The 22,782-nt window shown below is 53.8% G+C and carries 16 protein-coding genes; 8 read left to right on the plus strand and 8 right to left on the minus strand.

Annotated elements, in window-relative coordinates:
- Nucleotides 1-46 precede the first annotated feature (46 nt).
- The 5 genes from IMCC3135_RS07310 to IMCC3135_RS07330 form a co-directional block, all read right to left on the minus strand.
- The gene (locus IMCC3135_RS07310) at nt 47-1,375 is read right to left on the minus strand and encodes an MFS transporter (protein WP_335589290.1); all 1,329 of its coding nucleotides are present in this window, start codon (nt 1,373-1,375) and stop codon (nt 47-49) included.
- A 103-nt stretch (nt 1,376-1,478) separates the two neighbouring features.
- Nucleotides 1,479-4,679, minus strand: a complete 3,201-nt coding sequence (locus tag IMCC3135_RS07315; RefSeq protein ID WP_088917011.1) for a PQQ-dependent sugar dehydrogenase — start codon at nt 4,677-4,679, stop codon at nt 1,479-1,481.
- Nucleotides 4,680-4,850: 171 nt separating this feature from the next.
- Nucleotides 4,851-5,939: a DapH/DapD/GlmU-related protein gene (locus IMCC3135_RS07320; protein WP_088917012.1), complete on the minus strand. Its 1,089-nt coding sequence runs from the start codon at nt 5,937-5,939 to the stop codon at nt 4,851-4,853.
- 151 nt (nt 5,940-6,090) lie between these two features.
- Nucleotides 6,091-6,624 (minus strand): phosphorylase family protein, encoded by a 534-nt coding sequence (locus IMCC3135_RS07325; RefSeq protein WP_088917013.1) that lies wholly within the window; start codon nt 6,622-6,624, stop codon nt 6,091-6,093.
- Nucleotides 6,621-6,959 (minus strand): hypothetical protein, encoded by a 339-nt coding sequence (locus IMCC3135_RS07330; protein ID WP_088917014.1) that lies wholly within the window; start codon nt 6,957-6,959, stop codon nt 6,621-6,623. Before IMCC3135_RS07330 ends, IMCC3135_RS07325 begins: the two co-directional genes overlap by 4 nt.
- 330 nt (nt 6,960-7,289) lie before the next feature.
- Between IMCC3135_RS07330 and IMCC3135_RS07335 the strand changes: the two genes are divergently transcribed.
- The gene (locus tag IMCC3135_RS07335) at nt 7,290-9,326 is read left to right on the plus strand and encodes a putative bifunctional diguanylate cyclase/phosphodiesterase (protein ID WP_088917015.1); all 2,037 of its coding nucleotides are present in this window, start codon (nt 7,290-7,292) and stop codon (nt 9,324-9,326) included.
- Nucleotides 9,327-9,606: 280 nt separating this feature from the next.
- Complete coding sequence (locus IMCC3135_RS07340) at nt 9,607-10,818, plus strand: ATP-binding protein (protein ID WP_088917016.1); 1,212 nt, start codon at nt 9,607-9,609, stop codon at nt 10,816-10,818.
- A 119-nt stretch (nt 10,819-10,937) separates the two neighbouring features.
- Here the strand turns inward: IMCC3135_RS07340 and IMCC3135_RS07345 are convergent, their stop codons facing one another.
- Together IMCC3135_RS07345 and rpoD are read right to left on the minus strand one after the other, a co-directional pair.
- A complete protein-coding gene (locus IMCC3135_RS07345; protein ID WP_088917017.1) occupies nt 10,938-11,585 on the minus strand; it encodes a DUF6515 family protein in 648 nt (215 codons plus the stop codon).
- Nucleotides 11,586-12,380: 795 nt separating this feature from the next.
- Nucleotides 12,381-14,195: an RNA polymerase sigma factor RpoD gene (gene rpoD / locus IMCC3135_RS07350; RefSeq protein WP_418251419.1), complete on the minus strand. Its 1,815-nt coding sequence runs from the start codon at nt 14,193-14,195 to the stop codon at nt 12,381-12,383.
- Nucleotides 14,196-14,464: 269 nt separating this feature from the next.
- Here rpoD and tkt point away from each other — a divergent pair, with 269 nt between their 5' ends.
- From tkt to IMCC3135_RS07370, 4 genes are all read left to right on the plus strand, one after another.
- On the plus strand, nt 14,465-16,471 hold the full coding sequence (tkt, locus tag IMCC3135_RS07355) for a transketolase (RefSeq protein ID WP_088917018.1): 2,007 nt from the start codon (nt 14,465-14,467) through the stop codon (nt 16,469-16,471).
- 148 nt (nt 16,472-16,619) lie between these two features.
- Entirely contained in the window at nt 16,620-17,624 is a 1,005-nt protein-coding gene (gene gap / locus IMCC3135_RS07360; protein ID WP_088917019.1) for a type I glyceraldehyde-3-phosphate dehydrogenase, read from the plus strand.
- A gap of 2 nt (nt 17,625-17,626) precedes the next feature.
- Nucleotides 17,627-18,799 carry a phosphoglycerate kinase gene (locus IMCC3135_RS07365; RefSeq protein WP_088921728.1) on the plus strand — a complete coding sequence of 391 codons (1,173 nt, stop codon included), beginning with the start codon at nt 17,627-17,629 and terminating at the stop codon, nt 18,797-18,799.
- 61 nt (nt 18,800-18,860) lie between these two features.
- Entirely contained in the window at nt 18,861-19,910 is a 1,050-nt protein-coding gene (locus IMCC3135_RS07370) for a class I fructose-bisphosphate aldolase (protein WP_088917020.1), read from the plus strand.
- A 121-nt stretch (nt 19,911-20,031) separates the two neighbouring features.
- On the opposite strand, the gene IMCC3135_RS07375 is transcribed toward IMCC3135_RS07370, so the two are convergent.
- The gene (locus tag IMCC3135_RS07375; protein WP_088921729.1) at nt 20,032-20,931 is read right to left on the minus strand and encodes a phosphoribosylaminoimidazolesuccinocarboxamide synthase; all 900 of its coding nucleotides are present in this window, start codon (nt 20,929-20,931) and stop codon (nt 20,032-20,034) included.
- A gap of 78 nt (nt 20,932-21,009) precedes the next feature.
- Here IMCC3135_RS07375 and purE point away from each other — a divergent pair, with 78 nt between their 5' ends.
- Nucleotides 21,010-21,507: a 5-(carboxyamino)imidazole ribonucleotide mutase gene (purE, locus tag IMCC3135_RS07380; RefSeq protein ID WP_088917021.1), complete on the plus strand. Its 498-nt coding sequence runs from the start codon at nt 21,010-21,012 to the stop codon at nt 21,505-21,507.
- Complete coding sequence (locus IMCC3135_RS07385; RefSeq protein ID WP_088917022.1) at nt 21,507-22,673, plus strand: 5-(carboxyamino)imidazole ribonucleotide synthase; 1,167 nt, start codon at nt 21,507-21,509, stop codon at nt 22,671-22,673. The genes purE and IMCC3135_RS07385 overlap by 1 nt, the downstream gene beginning before the upstream one ends.
- The last annotated feature ends 109 nt before the right edge of the window (nt 22,674-22,782 follow it).

Raw genomic sequence — 22,782 nt, forward strand, 5'->3', positions numbered from 1 at the left:
GAGCGTTTACTAGCCCGGAATGGTCTTGAATAATCCGGGCTGGCTTCTAAGCCATCGTATGCGCAACCTTGTTTGCCGGCTTGCCAGAGGAGCCTATTACCGTCAGCACGGTGAGTAGGCTCGCGAGAGCCACTATCCAGAAAACACCATTGGCCGCTCCACGATCCAGCAGGAAGCCAAAGATGGGTGGTGCGATGATGCCACCCAGATTAAAGCCGGTAGAGACAAAGCCGAACACCGTACCAGCCTGGCCTGGGGGTGTGAGTGAACGCACGAGCATGTCGCGCGAGGGGGCAATGGCGCCACTGGCGAATCCGCATAACGCAAACAGCGTGCCGCTGAGCCAGATACCCGGCGTCATCCAGGCCAGGAGCGAGATACCCGCGGCGATGAACAGCAGGCAGGCGACAATCGTTTTCTGAAAATCACGTTTGCCATCGGCTATCCGACCTCCTGCCAGAACGCCTAAGGGTGAGGCAAACAACCAGGCGGAAATCAGAGTTCCAGCCAGAGTCAGACTGAATCCGTGCTGCTCATGTAAGGCGGTGACGCCAAAACCTGTCACGCCTCTACCGACCAGTGTCAGGCCGATGAAAAACGCTACCGACATGAGAATGGGGCGAGACAGCAGCAGATGACGACGTGCCAGTGCCGCTTCAGATTTGCTGTTGATCGGCTGGGTGGGCGCTGGTGCGGCATCGACTTTTAGAGCTGTCGCCTCATGTACAGCCTCAGCCTTGCTGGAAGCAGAGTTCGCTGCCGATTCAGACGATTCGGTACCGGTGTTGAACCAGGCACGGCGACTGTACAAGACCCCCGCAATAACAACGCCTAGCAGGCCGCAAATCATTAATGCATGCTGCCAGCCGTACAATGAGGCCAGCAGCAATACGGTCAATGGCGCCATGGCTTCGCCAAAATGACCTGCCGCCGTGTGATAGGAAAACGCCCGACCCATTCGCTCTGGTAGGGCAACGGCATTCAGAATGGCGTAGTCGGCAGGATGATAGACAGCATTGCCTAATCCGGCCACACCCATCAGAAAGACGAATGCGCCATAAACTGGCCAGACACCTATCAACGAAAAAGCCAGACCCTCTAACGCCAAGCCGATGATAAGTACCCATCCAGCTCCGATACGATCCACAAACACCCCCATCGGAGCCTGAGCCAGCCCTGTCATGAGGCTGAACATGGTGATCCCGAATCCCAGTTGGGTGTAACTGATCTGCATGGCTTCGCTGATTACCGGCAACAATGGTGGTAGCAGCAACATGTAGAAGTGACTGAAAAAGTGGGCTATGCAGATCAGCGCTATAGCCCACCGGCCGTGGTTCTGTGTTGAGGAATCTGAGAAGGGCACAGGCAAACGCACTCTGAGTTGAATTCCGTATCAATTCAGTTAACCACGTTCAATATCCCGACGGCAATATATCGCGGCCATTTTCCTGGCCGAAACCCTCAAGTTCAACCTGCACTTATCCGCAGCTGTCGGCCGAAACCTGCGTGTTGATTGGAACCGCACACTGAGACAAAGCCTGTGCTGCCGATAGTGCCGGAAATAGCTGAGTGTTCAATGTCGCCCCGGTCCTCGAATCGAGCCTTGCCCGAAAAGCCCCTTCTTTTTTCCAGCCGCTCAAGAGGGTAAGATCCGCATCGACTCTGGCGCTATAGTGTTCGCCGTAGACATAGACGTCACTGGTAAAGCCCAGGGAGGAATCACTAGCCTGTCGAACAGGGCCGCTACGCACGATGAGATTCAGGCCATCCAGATTGACGCCGGCAAAGTCTGTACCGGCAGGATTTTCTATATCGGCAATGATGTGATAGGTACCTACATAGGCGCCAGTCTGCTCGAACAGCGACATGTCGAAAGCTGAATCATCGGGCGAGGGCGTTGCATCAGCGATGATGGCGACCTGATGGCCATTGACGAAACTGATGGATTCCATGTGATTCGAGGCATTCTCACCCGGTAACGGGAATTGCCAGGTGATCTGACCACTTTGCTCGATCCTCATCAGACGCCTGTCTGCCGGACTGAAGCAGTAGAAGGGGGCGCTGTCAGGTGAGGCTGTCAGCAGACAATCTGCAGGTGCGGCTGCGCTGGCCTCTGCACTCATCAGACCTCGAACGTAGGCGCCATGAAGTGTTGCTGTATCGGTGGCATCAGGTTTGGAATTGCTGACCAGATACACCATGTTGTTGCGCTTGCTGAACAGATACAACTCACCATCGGGGCCTTGTCCATAGCGAATGTCCACTCGATCATTGGTATTTACAAACCCGTCGGCTGATTGCACGATGGATTTCATGCTGCTGCTGATCGCCTCGGTTGCCGGGTTGTTATCGTGATCGAAGGCAATACCATCGCGCCAGGTCTTGGCAACGCTCAGGCTGCTGGGTGTACCTTGTGTCTTGGCTGCCAGTAAGTCCGATACCCGAGAATGGTAGATCTCGCCTGACTTGGGAAAGTCGACATAGAAGTAAAGACCGTCCAGTTCTGAACCATTCTCGACGATAAAGCCACCTCCCAGAGCCTGCCTGGTAAATGAGGCACCGACACTGCCGGTGTGGCCGTATTGTGCAACGGGGTAGATATATGAAAGAGTGGCATCATCAGCCGGCAAGGTGTCGATGCCGTCGCTCAAGCCGGGTTGCCCCAGTTGTAGATAAGCACCTTCTCGCTGCGACCAACCGTAGTCACCACCAGCCACAATCAGGTTGATCTCGTCGATATTGTCACGGCCATCCTCACCCACCAGTAGAGTGCCATCTTGCATGAAAGCCAGGTGATGCGGATTCCGATGTCCTAGCGACCAGACCTCATCAAGCATGGCAGAGTCACCGACGAACGGATTGCTTCCCGGCACCGAATAACCACTGGAACCATTGGCCAAAGGGTTGATGCGCAGAATCTTGCCCAGCGCGTTGTTGCCCTGACCACCGACTGTGGTTGTGGATTCCTGGCTGCCATCACCGTGAGCAATGTACAGCAGACCATAGTCGCTATCACCGGGACTTGTGGAAGGGTCAAAGGCGATCTGTTTGATCGGGTGATCGTACTCAGGTATGCCAACACGAAACACTTCACGGTAGCTGCTGGGGTCCACCGTCATGGTGTGGGTATTGACCGTCCATTCCACAAGCACGCTGTCAGCGTCCAGTGCAGCGGCATCCGACAGGTAGTGATGTTGTTCCGGGTCAGCCGGTCGCTCCTCTAGTAGTGATGCGTACAGCTTGCCGTTGCTGGTAAAATCCGGATGAAAGGCGATGCTTCTGACTCCGCCATGGAAGGGGTTATCGATATTCAATGCACGCCCGGTGCTGGCTTGAATGGCTGCCCCCATGTCGAACCACAGTGTGGCTTGACCTCCTGTAATTTCATGGATGCGCCCGTCTTGTTCATCGACAATGAAGAGCTTGTCACCCAGCGTGGTCATTGAGTTCCAGCGAGCAGGGTTGCCATCGCTGGCCAGAGGCATTTCGACAAAGGGTTCTATGTCGAGTGTCACGTCCGAATCGACCGGATCGAAGGCCCAGCTCACCTGATTGTTGGCATCGACCGTCGGGGCCATGGCCGCTGCTATCAAATCATTACCGGTAGTAGGCGGTTCTGGGTTGCTACTGTCTCCAGTGGTGGTCACTTGGACAACGGTGCTCGCACTTTCATTGCCATCATTGTCAATGGCAAGCACCTGGTATTCATAAGTGGTTCCGGGGCTCAAGGTATCTTCGTAATAGCTGTGCGCATCAAGGTTCTGCTGCAAGCGCTGACCATCGCGGTAGATATCGTAGCCGGTAACCCAACCATCGTCTTGGGAGGCTTGCCAGAAAATTTCGGCTTGAGTGCTCGAATACACATCAGCACGCAGTGCGCCCGGGGTGGTCGGGGCCTGGGCATCAACGGGTGGATTGGTGGTGCCACCGACTTGAAAGTTGTCGATGCGGACACCGCTGGTCAGATTGATGATGTGATAGTTACCGGGGTCAACCGTGCAACTGTTGCCACCTTCACAGACGGTTTGATAGTTGTTCGCGTTCTGTACTTGATACCAGTCGTCGCCTTGCCAGGAAAGGGTGTTGCCGTTGAGTGTGATGCCGGAGGAGGGCGGTGAGGCGTCGTCGACCACAATTCCGGTAAAACGCTTGCCTGTAGTAAGATTGATGACCCGATAACTGCCGTCGGCAACAATGCAAGACCTGCCACCTTGGCAGACGGAGGAATTGTCGGCTTCGGACTGCACCTGATACCAGCCGTCGTCAGGCCAGCTGATGGTATTGCCGCTGATCGTCACACCGGTGCTCGAAGCAGGTTCTGATGGCACGGTAATGCCCGTGAAACGCTGCCCATTAGTGTGATTGATGACGATATAGGTACCGTCGGGGACGGTACACTGGGTTGCGCCTTGGCACAGAGAATCGTAACTGGTCGCGGATTGAACCTGGTACCAGCCATCATCCGGGACTTCGATCACATTGCCGGTGACTGTCGGCTGTGCATTGGCCAAAGGTAGCCAAAGGATCATCGCACCGAGCAGAGTAAGCGTACTGCTTTGTGGTGAAACGAATTTTCCTGTTTTTTTCGTGCGGATAGTCGCCTGTGAGGCGCCTCCGGCGGTGAGATCAGCCTGGTCGCCAGAGTTGTAATTAAAATGAGGCGTAGTGTGTGACGACATGGTGAAATCCTCCTGGGGCTTGCGCAGGTATGTTTCACATGATTGTACTGAGTGTTACTGACTGGAAACCGGTTTTAATACCCGATTTTGATGGGCTACTTGCGCTCCGTGTGCCCTTTCAGGCACGTTGGAGCACAAGTAGAATATCAGTCCAAATGATTGCTCATTGATTCACGGCAGCGGTATGACGGCACCGTCGTTGGTGAACAGATGCCCGGCGGGAATATCCGTATTGGCAGGGACTGTTGCCCCATTATCAACGATCGAACCATCGCCAATCGTGACGCCTTCGCCCACTGTTGCTTGTCGACCGATCAAGACACGATTGCCAATGCTTGCCTGAGTGTTGATGACGGCAGCATTCATGATGAGTGAATTGTCGCCGATCTCGGTGTAACTACCGATAGTTACGGCACGTTGGACAATGCTGTTGTTGCCCAATCTGACAACAAAATCAAGCGTGCTGTTATTGTCGATGACCACGCCATTTCCACCGTTGAATCCACCGTTGATTGTCACTTTACGGCCAATGGTTACGTTGTCGCCGACGGAGCCACCTTCATCCCAACGGCTGTCGTTACCGAAAGAAAAGTCATTGCCGGCAGTCAGGCTCTGGCCAATCTCGGCACGAGCACCAATGGTGGCACGGTCTCCCAGGCTACGGATTCGTATTTTGGCGCCAGCACCGAGTGAGAGGCTATTGCCTATACGCATGATGTCAATGCCTCGCCCACCGGCGACATTGGCATTTCTGTCAATACGCGCATTGCTGCCAATGAAGGCTGCAAATATATTTGCACCTGCCAATACCACAGCACCTTCACCCAGGGCCGCTTCGGTTTCCGGGGATCCTAGTGTGGCGCGATCGACATGTGAATTGGCGCCGAGTTGGAACTGGCCCAACGTGGATTGAATCACGCTGCTGTTGGAGCCGATATTGGAGGTATTGGCAACGTCGGATTTGACCAGTTTGCTGCCGCTTCCAACGCTACTATCACAGCTGAGAGCTCCTCCCAATATAGCAACGTCGGTAGCCACCAGACGATCATCGAAGCCATCGTTATCAGTGTCGATAAAGTCAGCGTTAGTCTCGTCCGGTGCGCAGCTGGCCGCGGCAATTTGTGCACCCAGCAGAAGTGGCGAGCACACAATGAGGGCGGCAAGATGTTTACGTGGCCGATAATTTTGGGCGATACGTCTTGCTAGTGTCGGCTGTTGGGCGGTGTCTTCAGTCGTTTGAATTTCAATATATCCTTGCATGAAATGTCCAAAATATGTGAATGAGTCGACACTTTAACGCAGCCTTGAAAACTCACAAAGGCTGCCAGGACGAATTCAGTGACCGTTTGGAGAATGTTTCTGTTTGGTAGTTATTTTATTGCGTCGACCGCTTGGCTCGCAAAAAGTTTTTCTAACCAAGCTGTCGCAGAAACACCTGAGCACCCAGGCTGACATTCTCTTGCCAGTGCTCAGCGGCATTCTCGTCGGCAAGGTCCGTAATGAATTTGAAGCAGGAAAAGGGCACGTTCTCCAGAGCGCATACTTTGGCGATTGCGTAGGCTTCCATATCAACAGCGTCAGAGCTTTGTTCGGGAGGCGCTGTGACAAAGCTGTCTCCAGTGCCAAGGCTGTATTGTCCCTGGGGAAGATGAATCTCGCTGGCAGACAGTCGGGTTTCCAGAGGCGTTTCCCCCAGTGCGGCCATTGGTCTGGCATTCATGTCGCGTTGGTGCAAGGTGCCGATCTGCAGTAACTCCCCGACGTGATCAGGCTGGAAAGCACCGGCGGTGCCATAGTTGATAATGGCCTCACAATCATCCTGAAGCGTCGTTTTCAGTGCCGCATAGCCTGCGTTGATCTTGCCGATGCCGGTGTAAACCAGCTTGTAGCCAGGGGGGAGTTCGTCAGGTAATTCGCTCTGCAGAGCAACGAGTACATAGATCATGAGTTGGGAAATTGTCTGTTAGGGGATTGGTAGTTGGCAAGCAGTGATGTATCCGGCATGTCAAGCAAGTTCTCGCCGTGCAATGGCGGCGACGCCTGCATCTGCCAACGGTTCTTGTCTGCAAGTGTCGTTGCCATTGGCAAGCCGCAGGTTTGACCAAGTACGAGATCGGGCCGAGTCCAACAGGCATCATACGGCAGCTCGCGTGCGAGCCGGGCAGGTGCGCTGATGCCACAATTGTGCAATTCATGGGCAATTTCAGACCACAAGTGGTCCATCGGTGACTGCAATTCCGGCCAGTCGTACATGGGAAGTGCAGCGATACCGCCATTCATCGTCACAGTGAGGTCGGATTGCTCAAGTCGATGGAGGTGTGGCGCGATTGGCGACAAGCAGGAGATTCATGCGCGAGACTATACAAGATTGAGGTTTGGACTGCACTGGAGTGCTCGATCGGCGTGTAATTCTGACTTCAATAATCGCGTGTGTTGCCGATAGTTCTCACTGGAGAATTAGCTCGGGAGCAGAATTTTTTGAAAGGCATGCCACGTGTTTCTGTAACGCAAGGTTCTGGAAGCAATATCAAGCAGCAGCCTGGGTGCAAACCGATCGGTGAATGGTTGAAAGGCGTGGACATCGAGTTCAATTCGGCTATTTGATGCGCAATGAGTAACAATTCTCAGCTCTCAGTACGTCAGGCCACCGTGGTCTGTCTCGAAAACCGCCTGTCTGAGTTGAAGCGTGTTCACCAGCCTCTCTGGGTGTATGACTTTGACGACGCCAGCATTGTCTGGGCTAATACAGAAGCATTGGCGCTCTGGCGAGCGCAAACAAGACAGGAGCTCAGCGAGCGCGATCTGTCCGTAGACATGACGCAGGTGGTAATGATGCGGCTGCGACAGTACCAGCAGGACTTTGCGAACGATGATACTGCTGAATTCAAAGAGTACTGGACACTGTATCCGAATGGCGAACCGCAGCCGGTGGAAGTCCTGTTCAGTGCTTTTCGACTGGGAGATGGGCGGATGTCCATGTTCTGTGAGGCGCAGGGATTCCAGCGGCTGGATAACGATGCGCTCAGAAGTTCGCAAGCTTTGATGCATACCTCGGTCATGATCACGCTCTATAGCGCCAAGGGGGAGCCCTTGTATCGCAATCCGGCTGCACGTGCCTCGGTACGCAGTAGTGATGAACATCTGCATGAGCATTTCACTGATAAGACTGCAAGGCACCGACTCGATAACTCAGGTGAGCAGGAAGTCAACTTCGTCGCCAGCGTTCATGTCGGCAGTGGCGATCGATGGCACGATATATCCGCACGTCGCTGCCTGGATGCGGTTTCCGCAGAGTCTGCGTGGTTGATCAGTGAGGTGGATGTTTCACAGCTGAAAGCCACCCAGGAGCGTGCCAACTATCTCGCCGAGCACGACACACTGACCGGCTTGCCCAATCGGAATCATGTATCAGTCGTGCTGGAGCAGCGCGTCCTGCAGATGTGTGCGCGAGGTGAGCAAGGCGCGCTGATATTCATTGATCTGGATCACTTCAAGGACATCAATGACTCGCTGGGACATGAGGCCGGTGACCGCCTGTTGGTAGAAATTGCCGACCGGCTCAAGCATCTGGTTGGTGACACCGACAATATTGCACGGCTCGGTGGGGATGAATTTCTGCTGCTGATGGGACCCTTGAGGGATAGGCGAGAGGTCGATGAAATGATTAACCAGCTGAAGCAACATTTGTCGGAACCGATGATGCTGCAGGGTAGGAACGTACGCGTCACCCCCTCTATTGGCGTGAGCCTGTTTCCGGCAGATGGCAAGAATATCAATGAACTGATGCGCCACGCAGATCTTGCGATGTATCACGCCAAGGGTCTGGGGCGCAACGAGGCTGCGTATTTCACGCCGGATATGAGCGAGGCGGTGGATAGTCGTATCAATCTGGAATCCGAACTGATGGTGGCCCTGCAGGAAGATCAATTCTCTGCCTATTTTCAGCCGCGGGTTGATGTGCAGACGGGAGATATACATGGCGCGGAAGCCCTGGTGCGCTGGCTCCATCCAGAGCGTGGCATGATCAGTCCGGCCGATTTCATCCCTGCTTGTGAGGACTCGGGTCTGATCGGCAAGCTGGGTAAGTTTGTACTGACGCAGGCCGTTATTGCGCAACGTTGCTGGGCCGAGAACGGCCATACTCTCAAAATATCGGTCAATCTGTCGCCGGTACAGTTTGTTGCGGAAACGCTGGTTGAGGACTTCATACAGATTGTCGAAGACAATGGGGGTGATCCGCATTCTATGGAGCTTGAGATCACTGAGTCGGTGTTGCTAGGCAATGATCAAGCGACCATCAACAAGTTGCAGGCGCTGGTGGACTATGGGTTTCACATTGCCATCGACGACTTCGGTACGGGATACTCGAATCTTTCCTACCTGCATCGTTATCCGATCAGTTGCCTGAAGATAGATCGCTCCTTCATTGCACAGATCGAATCGGCGCAACCGATTATCGAACTGATCATATCCATGGCACGTCTGTTTGATCTCGACGTTGTCGCCGAAGGGGTAGAAACTGCTGCGCAGTTGCAGGCATTGAAAGCGTATGACTGCCAGGAATATCAGGGTTTTTTCTATGCCGGAGCTGTTGCGCTGGGGGATTTTACGGCGCTACTTGATTGTGATGGGGCGGCGGCGGCGTAGTTTGGCAAGAGGGGAGGGCGGAGTTGTCTTCGGGTTATAAAAAAGCTGCGTATAGCGGCTTTTGTAGGACCGGGACCATCTGATGTCCGCGAATTGTGACCATCCCATGTCCGCGGTATAAGGACCTTGAATTGCAATATATCGCATCAAATCTCCTCTTGAGATGTTACTCGCTACTCCTGACTTATTGACTGGCGGCTTCGACTTTTTCGCCTGATGAAATCCAACACTCAAGCCGCATGGATGACTAATTGTATGGTTGTATGTACAATTAGTCACGATGAATGAACCAAAGCTCCCCGCGAACCCTGTCCCGCGCCAGATAATATCAGTGGCAGAGGAACGCCTGCGTTCGTATCCGGTCCTCACAATCACCGGTCCCAGACAGTCAGGAAAGACAACGCTGGCTCGTTTGCTCAGACCGGAAGCACGATACATATCGCTGGAAGATCCGGATATCCGTGCTTTTGCTACAGAGGACCCACGTGGGTTTCTGGCAGATACCGGAGATAAGGCAATTATTGATGAGGTGCAGCGGGTGCCTGATCTGTTGTCCTACCTGCAGGGCATTGTGGATGCAGGCAACGAAATGGGTCGGTTCATTCTCACTGGTTCCAGCCAGTTCGAACTCATCGAATCTGTCACACAGAGCCTGGCTGGGCGCACAGCCTTATTGACGTTGCTGCCTTTCTCGCTCGGTGAGCTAACGGCGGCGGGGCGCGCACCGTCTTCAGTTGCCGAGTTGTTACAACAGGGTCTGTTCCCGCCCATTCATGATCGTCCGGTCGCCGCCGAGGTCTGGCTGCAGGATTACATCGCTACTTACGTGGAGCGCGATGTGCGGGCACTGATGAACATTCGTGATGTGGTGGCATTTCAGCGCTTTGTGCAACTGTGTGCGGGCCGCTGTGGGCAGTTGCTGAATATCAATTCGCTGGCTGAGGATGCCGGAATCAATCGTGCGACAGCGCAAAGCTGGCTGAGCGTATTGCAGGCGAGCCATCTGGTGTTGCTGGTGCAACCATGGACTACCAATATTTCCAAGCGTCTTATCAAGACACCAAAGCTGTATTTCGTAGATAGCGCTTTGGCTGCATCTCTGGTGGGCATCCGTGATGTCTCGCAAGTCATGACCCATCCGCTGCGTGGAGCGCTATTTGAGAATTGGGCCATCATGGATCTGATAAAAGGGCAGTGCAACGCAGGGCTAAAACCAAGCGTGTATTTCTTGCGTGATAAGCAGGGACACGAGCTTGATGCGCTTATCGAAACGGGTACCGGTAGCCTCATGGGCGTTGAGATTAAGTCGGGCGCTACAGTGGCCAGTGACTTCTTCAAAGGGCTTGACTACTGGCGTGAACGCCTTGGCTCGATTACGCTAGACCCGTGGCTGATCTATGGTGGTAATAGCCGACAACGCAGAGAGCGTGGACATGTGGTGCCATGGAACGATATGGATGCACTGCTCAACGAGATGGTAGCGACACGATGACGAATCCAGCGAGGACTGAGCGGCTCACCCAGTAACGTGTGGTTCGACTGTTTACTGTGAGCTGAAATCTGGAGCAGTCGCATCCAGGCCTGTGTCGGCCTGGATCCTTGCCGAGCGCCCTATTTGACGGTATAGCCACGACCTTCCAGACAGGCGGAGTTGGCACGCGTGTAATCGCTCGATGCGGCCGAGTCATTCACTCCAGAAGCCGGGTCATAGCCTGTCTCATCCACTGCCCATTGGTAGCATTCATATCTATCACGTGCTCGCTGCTCATCACTTTGCCCCTCGCTGGGGTAGACGATGCTGTTGCCGGGGCTTGTGACGGTGTCTTGAGCCGAGCCCATTGCCGATTCTGCACCATCAGGCTTGTCCACGACGATATATTCAGATCGGCCCTGGTCCCACAGGTAATAGGTGAGGTTGGCAAAGAAGAAGTTTCTGTTGCCAATTCTGAAATTCACCCGATTAGCGGGCAGTGTTCGTACTCTTGCCCCTATGGGGGCGCGCACAACGACATAAGCACCCTTGTTGTTGGGGCGATAGAAGCTGCCGTTGGTATAGCGATAATTCTTGCGATTGACCAATACGGTCTGGTTGCCCTTGGGCAAGGTACGAATTTCATGTCCGATATTTGGGTACTGGTATTTGCGTGAGTCCGCTTTTCCATGGGATTGTGCGAATACGTTGTTTGCCGGCAGAACGATACTCAGCATCAGGCCGAGAGTCGCTGCTATCAGAGTTGCTTTCAGTGTTTTCCTGATCATCTTCACTCCGTCAGTTCTGGTAAGAAAGAACTATAGAGCGGCAGCAACCCGATTTGGTTGCCGCTTAATTGTGCAAAGAATGTGGATTTGGCAGGGCCGTGTCCCGGTCCTGAAAATTTGGTGCCGAGACCATCCGCTATCCATTTCGGACTTGGCGTGGTCACAATCCGCGGACATCAGATGGTTCCGGTCCTATATAGGAGGTATTTGGATAATAAATGGTGGGCCCGGCAGGACTCGAACCTGCGACCAAGGGATTCACTTGTCCCGAACATTTCTGCACGGAGCGGACTATCTCATCACCCTCAATCGAAGTGACTGGTGGGGCGCGGGAAGCTCTAGCCTGTTATCAAGAACACTAAAGTTCTCAGGTAGTCTCTGCACCTTCCAAAGGTGTACCTTTGGCTTGGCTCAGGATTGCCATCAGCCTCAGTGATTAACTGAGCTGTTAAGGTTTCCCTGAATTCATCCCGTTCATTTCATATCTTACGATATGAACGCACCATTTAAGATGAGTCCCCTGCTCTAACCAACTGAGCTACAGGCCCACAAGGTCGCTATTCTAACTCATGCGATTGTATAAGTGTGCTGCTTTTCATAAGGTGTTGCAGCCTGGGTGAGTTCGTGGGTAGTCATGCAGAGTTACATGCTCCTCTGTCGCTAGTTGAGGCTGTCAGTCGTATACGTCAGGGCGATTTGTTTAGTCGCCTAAATGCTCCTTGCTGAATTTCAGGCAAAAAAAAGCGCGACCCACTCTGTCATGAACAGAGCGGGCCGCGCGTCTCTACAGAAAAATTATTCCTGATTATCCAGAAAACTTCGCAGTTGCTCTGAACGGGTAGGGTGACGCAGCTTGCGCAGAGCCTTGGCTTCGATCTGACGAATACGCTCGCGGGTTACATCGAACTGTTTGCCCACTTCCTCAAGGGTGTGGTCAGTGTTCATGTCGATACCAAAACGCATTCGCAGTACCTTGGCTTCACGAGGTGTGAGGCTGGCCAGTACTTCGTGGGTGGTTTCACCCAAGCCCAGGCCTGTGGCTGTTTCGACCGGAGACAGAATGTTGTTGTCTTCGATGAAGTCACCCAAATGGCTGTCTTCGTCATCACCGATTGGTGTTTCCATGGAGATGGGCTCCTTGGCGATTTTCAGCACCTTGCGGATCTTGTCTTCAGGCATTTCCATCTTTTCAGCCAGCTCTTCAGGCGTGGCCTCACGACCCATGACCTGCAGCATCTGACGAGAGATACGGTTCAGCTTGTTGATGGTCTCGATCATGTGTACCGGAATACGAATGGTACGGGCCTGATCCGCGATAGAGCGGGTGATGGCCTGACGAATCCACCAGGTAGCGTAGGTCGAGAACTTGTAACCACGACGATATTCGAACTTGTCGACAGCCTTCATCAGGCCAATGTTGCCTTCCTGGATCAGATCGAGGAACTGCAGGCCACGATTGGTGTACTTCTTGGCAATCGAGATAACCAGTCGCAGGTTTGCTTCAACCATCTCTTTCTTGGCGCGGCGAGCTTTCGCTTCACCGATGGACATCTTGCGATTGATTTCCTTGATATCGGTAATCGGCAGCAAGCTACTGACACAGATTTGCTGAATACGAGTCTGCAGCAGTTCGATCTCGGTACGACGCTCTTCCAAGGCCTTGGTGTAAGGCTTCTTGTTGCTGATGACAGAGTCCAGCCAGCCCGGATCTGTTTCGTGACCCGGAAAGCTCTGGATAAACGCACTGCGTGGCATCTTGCATTGCTTGACACACATGTCACGAATCTGACGTTCCAGTGAGCGAATACGTTCTACCTGGCCACGCAATCCACCAACTAGTGTGATTACGAAAGCGGGTGCGTATTTGAACTCGAGGAAAATGGCAGAAACCTGTTCCATCTCTTCCTTGCTGGCCGCATCCTGGATGCCACCGGCTGCGTCAATTGCCTTCAGCGCTTTGCCGTAGGCTTTCTGCATGGCCATCATGCGGCGCTGGATTTCTTCCATATCCGGGCCGGTGTCAACAACTTCATCGTCGTCATCATCGTCAGAAGGTGGCTTGGCAACCTTGATTTCTTCGGATGTCTCCGCGAAATTGATAATGATGTCCGTGAAGCGCAACTGCTCTTCCTGGAATTGCTGATAGCGTTCCAGTAGCAGGTTGATTGTTTCAGGGTAAGTACCCAGAGCGCGCAGGACCTGCTTGAGGCCATCTTCGATGCGCTTGGCAATCTCGATTTCGCCTTCTCGGGTCAGGAGCTCAACGGTTCCCATTTCCCGCATGTACATGCGTACGGGGTCGGTTGTACGGCCGAACTCTCCGTCAACCGTGGCGAGCACGGCTGCTGCTTCATCCGCCGCATCATCATCGGCGCTGGAGTTTTTGTCGGAGAGAATCAGGGAGTCGGCTTCAGGCGCAACTTCGCCGACCGATATGCCCATATCGGCAATCATTGCAATGATTTCTTCGACCTGTTCCGGATCAACTATCCCTTCAGGCAGATGGTCATTGACTTCGGCGTAAGTCAGGAAACCCTGCTCTTTCCCTTTTTTAATCAGTTCTTTCAGGCTGGACTGTTGGGACTTGTCCATTGCGATGCGAGCGGTCATAGAGTACCTGCGGTCAGCGTAACCCCCTATTATACTCGGAGGGGCGCCAAATGGTAGTAAAAAAGGTAGTTTGTAGCTGAATTCTTAATTATTTAATGCATGGAGAGCATCATGTGGGCCATAGAGGAGGAACATATTGCCAACGGCTTCAATTTAAAGGCCTAACGTCGCTTATACTGCGGCCCCCAGTGGTGTGTCCCGGTAGGTAACGGGCGATACTGCGCTGCGCGATCATACGCGCGGAAAAATTATCAGGAGAACGTTCTCGCATGACAACACGCCGCGAACTTGCAAATGCCGTCAGAGCCCTGAGCATGGACGCAGTCCAGAAGGCCAACTCAGGTCATCCAGGCGCCCCTATGGGCATGGCTGATCTGGCCGAAGTCGTGTGGAACGACTTTCTGCGACACAACCCGGGTAATCCGCAATGGGCAGATCGCGACCGGTTCGTGCTGTCCAACGGCCATGCGTCAATGCTGCTGTATTCACTGCTGCATCTGACAGGTTACGACCTGCCAATCGAAGAGCTGAAGAATTTCCGTCAATTGCATTCCAGAACACCGGGTCATCCAGAGTATGGCTATGCACCTGGCGTGGAGACTACGACAGGGCCTCTGGGGCAGGGTATTGCCAACGCGGTGGGGATGGCTCTGGCTGAACGTACACTGGGTGCGCAGTTCAATACGTCCGAGCATACGATTGTCGACCATAACACCTGGGTCTTTCTGGGCGATGGCTGCCTGATGGAAGGTATCTCCCATGAAGCTTGCTCGCTGGCAGGCACTCTGGGGCTAGGTAAGCTGATTGCTGTTTATGATGACAACGGCATCTCGATTGATGGACAAGTTGAGGGTTGGTTCACCGATAACACGCCTATGCGTTTCGAGGCCTACGGATGGCACGTGATTCAGGCAGTCGATGGTCACGATTCTGACGCCATCAAGGCGGCGGTGGAGGCTGCACGTGCCGAGACCGGCAAGCCGACACTCATCTGTGCTCGCACAACCATTGGTTTTGGTTCACCAAACAAGGGTGGCAAGGAAAGTAGTCATGGCGCACCGTTGGGTGATGATGAAATCAAGCTTGCCAAGGCGCAGTTGGGCTGGGAACACGGTGCTTTCGAGGTACCTGCTGATGTCTACGCAGGCTGGAATGCGCGTGATGCTGGTGAAACTCAAGAATCAGAATGGAACAAGCTGTTCGATGCCTATGCGGCTGCGAACCCTGAGCTGGCGGCTGAATTCAAGCGCCGTACGGCAGGCGATTTGCCGGAGAACTGGGAAGCTGATTCCAACGCTTTCATCAAGTCGATTGTCGAAAAGGGCGAGACGATCGCTTCGCGCAAGGCATCTCAGAACGCATTGAATGGTTTTGGACCCTTGCTGCCTGAATTTCTGGGTGGTTCTGCGGATCTTGCAGGTTCGAACCTGACCATCTGGAGTGGCTCCAAGGTCGTCCATGATGACCCAGCCGGCAATTACATCAACTATGGCGTGCGTGAATTTGCCATGAGCGCCATGAGCAACGGCATCAGTCTGCATGGGGGCTTTCTGCCTTACACAGCCACTTTCCTGATGTTCTCCGAATACGGCCGTAATGCACTGCGCATGTGTGCTTTGATGAAACTGCCCAATATTTTCGTGTTCACACACGATTCTATCGGGCTCGGCGAAGACGGCCCGACTCATCAACCTGTAGAGCAGACAGCCACACTGCGCTTGCTACCCAATATGGCAGTCTGGCGTCCTTGCGATGCCGTGGAATCATCCATCGCCTGGAAAAGCGCGATCGAACGCAAGGATGGGCCTTCTTGCCTGATCTTCAGTCGCCAGGCTCTGACGCACCAGCAACGTTCCGATACACAGCTCGCTGATGTTTCACGAGGTGGCTATATTTTGCATGAACCTGCCCAGGCTCCAGTGGCTGTCATCATTGCTACAGGCTCCGAGGTCGGTATGGCAATGGAGGCGGCTCAGGCATTGGCAGATCAAGGTACGCCAGTACGAGTGGTTTCCATGCCGAGTACCGATCATTTTGATGCTCAGGATCAGTCCTATCGTGACTCGGTTCTGCCGCCAGCCATGCGGGCGCGGATGGCTGTCGAAGCCGGAACAACTGACTTGTGGCGCAAATATGTCGGCCTGGATGGTGATGTAATGGGAATTGATACCTTCGGTGAATCAGGACCGGCAGAAGAGGTTTTCAAGCACTTCGGTCTGACTACCGATGCATTGGTTACTCGCGTTCAGGCGCTGGTTGCCGCAGTGAATAGCTGAACGAGTTGGTAAAGGCGTCCTGTAATCGTATGTGTCTGTAACAAAGTGTTTGTACTGGTGTTGCAGACGTGGCAAGTGTCGATCTCGACACTTGCCCTTCCAGCGAAACATTTCGAAGCTTAATACTTAGAAAAAAGGAAAATTCCAGATGACAATCAAAATTGCAATCAACGGCTACGGCCGGATCGGTCGAAACGTGCTCCGCGCTATCCATGAATTGGGACGCAGTGAGGAATTTGACGTTGTTGCCATCAATGATCTGGGTGACGCCGCCACCAATGCACATCTGACTCAGTACGACACCGCACACGGCAGATTTCCCGGCGAGGTTTCTGTTGATGGTGACTACATGGTGGTCAACGGAGATCGGCTGAAAGTATTCGCCGAACGTGATCCATCCAAGCTGCCTTGGGGTGAGCTGGGTGTCGATGTGGTTCTCGAGTGCACAGGCCTTTTCAAGAACCGGGAAAAAGCCGGGCTGCATCTGAAAGCTGGGGCCAAGAAAGTCATCATTTCTGCGCCCGGTGCCTCAGATATTGATGCCACCGTGGTCTTTGGTGTCAACGAAGGTGTTCTGAAGTCTTCAGACCAGATCATCTCTAATGCATCGTGCACGACTAATTGTCTGGCACCTATGGCCAAGGCCCTGAATGACTCTGTGGGTATCGTCAATGGTTTGATGACAACCATCCACGCCTACACCAATGATCAGGTGCTGACTGATGTCTATCACGAAGATCTGCGTCGTGCTCGTTCAGCGACCATGTCCATGATCCCAACCAGCACGGGAGCTGCGAAAGCGGTGGGACTGGTATTGCCAGAACTCAATGGCAAACTCGATGGCTTTGCCATGCGCGTGCCGACCATCAATGTCTCTATCGTGGATCTGACTTTTACTGCCGGTCGTGATACGACGGTGGAAGAGATCAACAGCATCCTGAAGAAGGCGGCTGATGGCAAGGTTCTGGCCTATAACGACAAGCCTCTGGTATCGATCGATTTCAATCACACCTCTACCTCATCAAACTTTGATTCAGGCATGACACGCGTCATGGCCGGCAATCTTGTCAAGGCATGCAGCTGGTATGACAACGAGTGGGGCTTCTCTTGCCGCATGCTCGATACCACACTGGCAGCGATGAACGCCGCCTGATGATGAAGCTACTCAAGGAGCTGCCCCTGGCGGGGCAGCGCGTGTTGATTCGGCAGGATCTGAATGTGCCTTTGAAAGATGGCAAGATCACCTCGGATGCACGTATTCGGGCCTCTGTGCCCACAGTGCAGTACGCCATTGAAGCCGGTGCCCGTGTATTGATCATGTCGCATCTGGGACGTCCCACTGAGGGCCAGGTGGATGCCGAGTCAACACTGGCTCCCGTGGCAGAACGATTGAGCGAGTTGCTGGGCCAGCAGGTGCGTCTGATTACGGATTATCTGGAGAAGGCGCCAGAGGTGGCTGAAGGCGAAGTTGTACTGTTGGAAAACGTTCGCTTCAATGTGGGTGAAAAAGCCGATGACGATGAGCTGGGCAAGCGATACGCATCCTTGTGTGATGTCTATGCGATGGATGCATTTGGTACTGCTCATCGGGCTCAGGCATCGACACATAGTGTTGGCATGCATGCGCCTGTCGCCTGTGGCGGTCCCTTGCTGGCGGCAGAGCTGGATGCTTTGAATGCTGCTCTTGATAACCCCAGACGACCGCTGGTCGCCATTGTCGGTGGTTCCAAGGTGTCCACGAAGCTCAAAGTGCTGGAGTCTCTGGCTGACAAAGTCGATCAGCTGATCGTGGGTGGCGGAATCGCGAATACCTTCATCGCAGCGGCTGGGCATGAAGTGGGCAAATCGCTCTACGAAGCCGATCTGGTTGGCGATGCTGCGGCATTGATGCGTCGAACCGAGGCGCGTGGTGCTGCAATACCGATTCCCTCGGATGTGGTTTGCGCTGCGGAGTTGGCGGATAACGTGCCAGTATTCACTCGGGCAACTGCTGATGTGCAAGGTGATGATCGAATTCTGGATATAGGCCCTGAAACCGCTGAAGCCTACGCCGCTATATTGCGCGGCGCTGGCACGATCGTCTGGAACGGCCCGGTGGGTGTGTTCGAGATTGATGCGTTCGGTAACGGTACCCGAGTTGTTGCTGAGGCCGTTGCTACCTCATCGGCATTTTCAATTGCTGGTGGTGGAGACACACTCGCAGCTGTTGACAAGTACGGCATAGAAGACCAGGTCTCCTATATTTCCACCGGTGGTGGTGCTTTTCTGGAGTTCATTGAAGGCAAGACATTGCCGGCGGTTGCGATGCTCAACTCACGCAGTGTGTGAGCCGCAATAACGGGTATCACTTTTTTTTGATTTTTCGAAGACAACTCACAGGACGAAAGTTATGACCGATACAGTTTCTCTATTGGGCGATGAAGCGGAATATCTGCTTGATCACACCTGTAAAGGATTACCCAAGGAACTGGTGCAGCTACCTGGCCCGGACTTTGTCAGTCGTGTCATTGGTGAAAGCGATCGTGGGGCCGGAACCATGCGTTCCATGCAGCAGTTGTTCAACAGTGGTCGTCTCGCAGGCACTGGCTATATGTCCATGTTGCCTGTCGATCAGGGCATTGAGCATTCTGCAGGAGCTTCATTTGCTCCTAATCCCATCTATTTTGATCCGGCCAATATTGTTGAGCTGGCGATAGAAGGTGGTTGCAACTGTGTTGCCTCAACACTGGGTGTTCTGGGTTCGGTCTCGCGTCGTTACGCGCACCGTATCCCGTTCATGGTGAAACTGAATCACAATGAGACACTGACATACCCGGCCATCTATGAACAGACACTGTTTGCTCAGGTAGAGCAGGCATTTGATCTGGGAGCTGTCGCTGTTGGTGCCACTATCTATTACGGTTCTCCGGATTCACGTCGTCAGATTCAGGAAATTTCAGAAGCTTTCTATCGTGCTCACCAGTTGGGTATGGTCACCGTATTGTGGGCTTATCTGCGAAATCCGGCGTTCAAGAAAGACGGCGTTGACTACCATGTGTCAGCCGATTTGACGGGACAGGCGAACCATCTGGCAGCCACGATTCAGGCAGATATTGTCAAGCAGAAGCAGGCTGAGAACAACGGCGGCTATAACGCTGTCAACTTCGGCAATACCCACCCGAAAGTCTATTCAGAACTGACGACTGATCACCCGGTTGATCTGGTGCGTTATCAGGTGGCTAACTGCTACATGGGCCGTGCCGGCTTGATCAACTCCGGTGGCGGGTCAGGCGAGAACGATCTGAGTCAGGCTGTGCGCACGGCTGTTGTCAATAAACGTGCGGGTGGCATGGGACTGATTTCAGGACGCAAAGCCTTTCAGAAGGATATGAAGGATGGCGTAGAGTTGTTGAATGCGATTCAGGACGTCTACCTGGATGAGCGCGTCACTGTCGCATAATTTTACGACACCTTAAGCAAGACGTTGTATCTGCGGCCTGCGAGTAATTGCAGGCCGCAACATCAACTGTTCAGGGTACAAGGCCAAGGTCTGGATCTGGCCCTGCACCTGGCCGATGTTATTAACGAGTCAGACGATCAACCGCTTCCTGGTAGCGTTCCAGCGTGCCGTTGATAACCTCTTGCGGCACTTCTGGCCCCGGTGAGGTTTTGTTCCAATCCAGCGTTTCCAGCCAATCGCGCACATATTGCTTGTCGTAACTAGGTGGGCTGATACCCGGTTTCCAGGTTTGAGCTTCCCAGAAACGTGATGAATCGGGGGTAAGAATCTCGTCCATCAAGACCAGGTTGCCTTGAGAGTCCTGACCGAATTCGAATTTTGTATCAGCGATGATGATGCCGCGTTCCAGAGCATAACTGGCCGCATCATTGTATAGGGCCAGGCTGACGCGTCGAATATCGTCGGCCAGCTTCTCGCCTACGATGCCTACCATGGTGTCAAAACTGATGTTTTCATCGTGATCACCCAACTCCGCCTTGGTCGCTGGCGTAAACAGGACCTGGGGCAGCTTGTCGGCTTGTTGCAGGCCCTCTGGCAGGGTGTGTCCGCAAACAGAGCCTGTGTCCTGGTAGTCTTTCCAGCCGGAGCCGATGATATAGCCTCTGACTATCGCTTCAATGGGAAGGGCTTTAAGCCGCCTGACGATCATGCAACGACCTTCAGCCTGGGCGCGCTCTGCCGGGTCGGGCAATATGGATTCCAGAGAAAGGTTGGCCAGGTGATTCGGGATCATTGCCTGGACGCGATTGAACCAGAACATGGCAAGTTTTGTCAGTAACTTGCCTTTGCCCGGGATAACGTTGGGCAGGATGACATCGAAGGCAGATACCCGATCGGTGGCTATGATTAGCCAGTGTGCATCGTCAATGACGTAGATATCACGCACCTTGCCACGGTATTGCAGCTCCAGAGAGCGTATCGAGGTGGTGTGCAGGCCTTCATCGGTTGAATGTGCGCTCATGCTCTGGAGGTTTTTGCCAAGTTCGGAAAGAGGCTCCAGTATACTGCGCTGTAAAGACAACATTCTCTAGAAGTGGCTATGACGGATATCAAGGTTGGTGTTTTGATGGGCAGTAGTAGTGACTGGCCCGTCATGCAGCGCGCGGTGGAAATATTGGAATTTTTCGACATTCCTCATGAAAAACAAGTGGTGTCTGCGCACCGAATGCCCGATCAGATGTTTCGGTATGCCGAAACGGCTGCATCGCGCGGTCTGAGTAGCATCATTGCCGGAGCGGGTGGGGCAGCTCACCTCCCGGGCATGTTGGCAGCCAAGACGACGGTGCCAGTGTTGGGTGTACCGGTGCCTAGCCGACATCTGAGCGGCCTGGATTCTCTGTATTCCATTGTGCAGATGCCCAAGGGCGTGCCCGTGGCGACTTTTGCCATCGGTGAAGCAGGTGCGGCCAATGCTGCCTTGTTTGCCGTCGCCATGCTGGCAATAGGAGATCCGCAGCTGGCTGAGAAGCTACAGGCTTTCCGGATTGAGCAGCAAGCCAAGGCACAAGCCATGACTTTGCCACCCGAGCAAGTCTGATGACTGCTGATTCAGCGAATGAAGCTCTGCAACCACTGCTTCCGGGTGCGACTATTGGTGTTGTGGGCGGGGGGCAGTTAGGGCGATACTTCGTTCTTGAAGCCAGACGATTGGGCTATCACACCTGGGTTCTGGATCCGGATGCCAACGCTCCTGCCATGCAATTGACAGAGCACAAGCTGGTGGCAAGTTACGATGATGCCGATGCATTGACAGCGCTAGGGGAGGCCTGCGATGCGGTGACTGTCGAGTTCGAGAATGTGCCCGCTGAAAGTCTGGAGCAACTCGCCCGGCATTGTCGTGTTGCACCCGGCGCGAGCAGCATTCGCATTGCCCAGGATCGCAATGTGGAGAAGGCGGTGGCCAGTCAGCATGGTTTGCAGCCGGTCCCGTTTGCACCCCTGCGAGAAATGGCGGATATCAGCCCGGCGGTCGCGACTGTCGGTCTGCCTGCCATCGTCAAAACAGCGCGACTGGGTTATGACGGTAAAGGCCAGATAGTTTGTCAAACAGAGGCAGACGTAAAAGCCGCCTTTATCAGTCAGGGTCAAACTGTTTGTGTTCTGGAAAAAAGGATCGAACTGGTTGCTGAAGTCTCGGTGGTGTTGGCGCGTGGTTATGCGGGTGATACTGCTGTTTTTCCCATCGCAGAGAATGTTCATGTCAATGGCATTCTGAGCACGTCGACATTACCGGCCTCGCTGGATGAAGCTCTGCTCGAGCGTGCGCGTCAGCTGGCGCTGCAATTGGCGAATGGGTTGGATTATCACGGAGTCCTGGCTGTCGAGTTTTTCATTGATTCAGCAGGCGAAATCCTGTTCAACGAGATGGCGCCCAGGCCACATAACAGTGGCCATTACACACTGGACGCTACGGTTTGTTCGCAGTTCGAACAGCAGCTGCGGGCCTTGTGTGGATTGCCATTGGGCAGCACTCAGTTGCTGTCACCGGTGTGCATGCTGAACCTGCTGGGCGATGTCTGGACGGAAGGAGAGCCTCGCTGGTCTGCACTTTTCGAGCAGGCCGGCGTGCATTTGCATTTGTACGGAAAGGCCGAGGCGCGACCTGGGCGCAAGATGGGGCATGTCAACTGTCTGGCAGAGACGCGCAGCGAGGCGCTGGCACTGGCCGAGCTGATCAGTCGGGAGCTGCCTGGGAGGAAGTAGGCGCAGGTGTAGGTAACGCCAGGGCTTGGAAGTTCTGAGAGAGCCTGGTACCTTGCCTGATGCTTTTGGCTCGTCAGGCATGGTACCTCCTCAGGGCTGACAGACAGAT

The organism is Granulosicoccus antarcticus IMCC3135, from assembly GCF_002215215.1.
Classification (GTDB): domain Bacteria; phylum Pseudomonadota; class Gammaproteobacteria; order Granulosicoccales; family Granulosicoccaceae; genus Granulosicoccus; species Granulosicoccus antarcticus.

Coding starts and splice junctions, on each gene's coding strand:
- IMCC3135_RS07320 (WP_088917012.1), bottom strand. CDS start 5,939: ATGCAAGGATATATTGAAATTCAAACGACTGAAGACACCGCCCAACAG.
- IMCC3135_RS07335 (WP_088917015.1), top strand. CDS start 7,290: ATGAGTAACAATTCTCAGCTCTCAGTACGTCAGGCCACCGTGGTCTGT.
- IMCC3135_RS07370 (WP_088917020.1), top strand. CDS start 18,861: ATGACCGATACAGTTTCTCTATTGGGCGATGAAGCGGAATATCTGCTT.
- gap (WP_088917019.1), top strand. CDS start 16,620: ATGACAATCAAAATTGCAATCAACGGCTACGGCCGGATCGGTCGAAAC.
- IMCC3135_RS07340 (WP_088917016.1), top strand. CDS start 9,607: ATGAATGAACCAAAGCTCCCCGCGAACCCTGTCCCGCGCCAGATAATA.
- IMCC3135_RS07365 (WP_088921728.1), top strand. CDS start 17,627: ATGAAGCTACTCAAGGAGCTGCCCCTGGCGGGGCAGCGCGTGTTGATT.
- IMCC3135_RS07315 (WP_088917011.1), bottom strand. CDS start 4,679: ATGTCGTCACACACTACGCCTCATTTTAATTACAACTCTGGCGACCAG.
- tkt (WP_088917018.1), top strand. CDS start 14,465: ATGACAACACGCCGCGAACTTGCAAATGCCGTCAGAGCCCTGAGCATG.
- IMCC3135_RS07375 (WP_088921729.1), bottom strand. CDS start 20,931: ATGAGCGCACATTCAACCGATGAAGGCCTGCACACCACCTCGATACGC.
- IMCC3135_RS07325 (WP_088917013.1), bottom strand. CDS start 6,624: ATGATCTATGTACTCGTTGCTCTGCAGAGCGAATTACCTGACGAACTC.
- IMCC3135_RS07385 (WP_088917022.1), top strand. CDS start 21,507: ATGACTGCTGATTCAGCGAATGAAGCTCTGCAACCACTGCTTCCGGGT.
- rpoD (WP_418251419.1), bottom strand. CDS start 14,195: ATGACCGCTCGCATCGCAATGGACAAGTCCCAACAGTCCAGCCTGAAA.
- IMCC3135_RS07330 (WP_088917014.1), bottom strand. CDS start 6,959: ATGAATGGCGGTATCGCTGCACTTCCCATGTACGACTGGCCGGAATTG.
- purE (WP_088917021.1), top strand. CDS start 21,010: ATGACGGATATCAAGGTTGGTGTTTTGATGGGCAGTAGTAGTGACTGG.
- IMCC3135_RS07345 (WP_088917017.1), bottom strand. CDS start 11,585: ATGATCAGGAAAACACTGAAAGCAACTCTGATAGCAGCGACTCTCGGC.